The organism is Deltaproteobacteria bacterium (assembly GCA_016875395.1).
Taxonomy (GTDB): domain Bacteria; phylum Myxococcota_A; class UBA9160; order UBA9160; family UBA6930; genus VGRF01.
In genome coordinates this window covers 1-1492 of sequence record VGRF01000080.1, presented here as the reverse complement: position 1 = coordinate 1492, position 1492 = coordinate 1, and the positions used below count along the sequence as shown (strand labels likewise).

The 1492-nt window shown below is 65.6% G+C and carries 5 protein-coding genes; all 5 read left to right on the top strand.

All coding sequences use genetic code 11. The annotated features are described in order from the left end of the window. Positions 1–41: 41 nt before the first annotated feature. The gene (locus FJ091_22210; protein MBM4386063.1) at positions 42–323 is read left to right on the top strand and encodes a hypothetical protein; all 282 of its coding nucleotides are present in this window, start codon (positions 42–44) and stop codon (positions 321–323) included. A gap of 2 nt (positions 324–325) precedes the next feature. Then, the gene (locus FJ091_22205; GenBank protein MBM4386062.1) at positions 326–598 is read left to right on the top strand and encodes a hypothetical protein; all 273 of its coding nucleotides are present in this window, start codon (positions 326–328) and stop codon (positions 596–598) included. 2 nt (positions 599–600) lie between these two features. Next, positions 601–903 (top strand): hypothetical protein, encoded by a 303-nt coding sequence (locus FJ091_22200; protein ID MBM4386061.1) that lies wholly within the window; start codon positions 601–603, stop codon positions 901–903. 142 nt (positions 904–1045) lie between these two features. Then, positions 1046–1321: a hypothetical protein gene (locus tag FJ091_22195; GenBank protein MBM4386060.1), complete on the top strand. Its 276-nt coding sequence runs from the start codon at positions 1046–1048 to the stop codon at positions 1319–1321. After that, a partial coding sequence (locus FJ091_22190) for a DUF2800 domain-containing protein (protein MBM4386059.1) occupies positions 1318–1492 on the top strand: 175 nt, incomplete at its 3' end. The genes FJ091_22195 and FJ091_22190, both read left to right, overlap by 4 nt.

The following is a 1492-nucleotide window of genomic DNA, read 5'->3' as shown; positions in this document are numbered from 1 at the left end:
GTGCAAACGACCTAAACCGAAACGAAACGAGGAGAACCGAAATGAAAATTGAACTCAAAGTAGTCGATGAACTGGGCGCGCTCAAGGCGCAAATCGCGGAGTTGACCGCGCAGGCGAAAATGATCGAAGCGGGCCTCAAGGCCGCCGGCCCCGGCCGCATCGAGGGCGTGCTGTACGACGCCAACGTGTTCACGCAGGAGCGCACGCTCGTGGATTGGAAGGCGGTCGCCGAGAAGCTGCAGCCCAGCCGCCAACTGGTCACCGCGCACACAAGCACGGTCGAGGTGATCGTGATCAAGGTCACCGCGCGGAAAGGGGCCTAGCCATGCCCATCACCTTTTCCGCTGCCATCGCGGCCCGCTTTCCCGGCACCGAAGGGGCCCTCGTGCGCGAGCAGGAACGCGCACGGCGGGCGGTGCTCCGGTCGGACGGCCGGGCCGGTTACTGGTTCTACGGCCACGAGCGCAAGCTGCGCGACTTGACCGGCTACCCGGTGCGCACGCACGGCCGGGCGTTGCCGATGCCCGCCGACATTACTACGCGGGCCTACGTTGCGCACTGGTGCAAGATGAACCATTTAATCCACGAGGAGATCTGAGAATGGCTACCAGACTGTTCGCCGTGCGCTACTCGCGCGAGGGGCGCGACGCCATGCAGGCGTATCGCACCCGCGCCGAGGCTTACACGCGCGCGCATGAACTGGCCCGCGACCCGCAGATACTGGGCGGCGTCTCGGTGCTGGAGTACTCGACCAAGGCGAGCGCGCTCGATGCGCTCATCGCGGTCATGGGTGCCGGCAGCGCGCCGCGCGAGGCGTGGCATGATGAGCGCCGCGTGCTGTCGATCATCATCCCCGAAGGCGTGCGCGCCACGCGCGCCAAGGCCCGCGCGGAGAAGAACTAGCGCGGCGCGCTTTTAAAGCGCGCGCTTGACGTTGAGGCGAGGCGGGCCTACCGTCTCGCCTCAACCTTTTGAGGAGACCAGTATGCCCCGTCGGAAAAAGCTAGTACCGCTCGACGCCGCCCCTTCCTTGGATTATCTTGCCTTGAAGACGCTCGTGCGCACTGAAATAACCGAAGCGCTGGCGCTGCTGCCTGTCACTTTAAAGCCCGCGCTGCCCGCTGCGCCTGTTGTCCTCGCGGAGATCCAGTCGCAGCCGGTTGTGGTAGGCGCTCGCGAAGTCAAAGCGGCGCTCGTTGCGTTCGCTAGCAAGCACGGAATGGAGCGTGCGACCAGTTTGATGTCTTCGCTCGGGTACTCCCGCGTTAGCGACGTGCCACCCGGCAAGCACGCGGACGTGGTGAAGGCGCTGACTTTGTGACGGCGCACGCAAAGTATCCACCCAGCGCTGCGCACAGATGGGTCAAGTGCAGCGCTGCGGTCGGCTTGACGCTCGATGCACCACGGCGGTCGAGCCCCGAGGCCGCCGAAGGTACGGTGGCCCACGACCTTGCCGCGCGCACTGCGCGCGGCGAGTGCGACCCGCACGACT

Bases quoted from the DNA above. Each gene is read 5' to 3' on its own strand.
- FJ091_22210 (MBM4386063.1), top strand. From the start codon at position 42: ATGAAAATTGAACTCAAAGTAGTCGATGAACTGGGCGCGCTCAAGGCG.
- FJ091_22200 (MBM4386061.1), top strand. From the start codon at position 601: ATGGCTACCAGACTGTTCGCCGTGCGCTACTCGCGCGAGGGGCGCGAC.
- FJ091_22205 (MBM4386062.1), top strand. From the start codon at position 326: ATGCCCATCACCTTTTCCGCTGCCATCGCGGCCCGCTTTCCCGGCACC.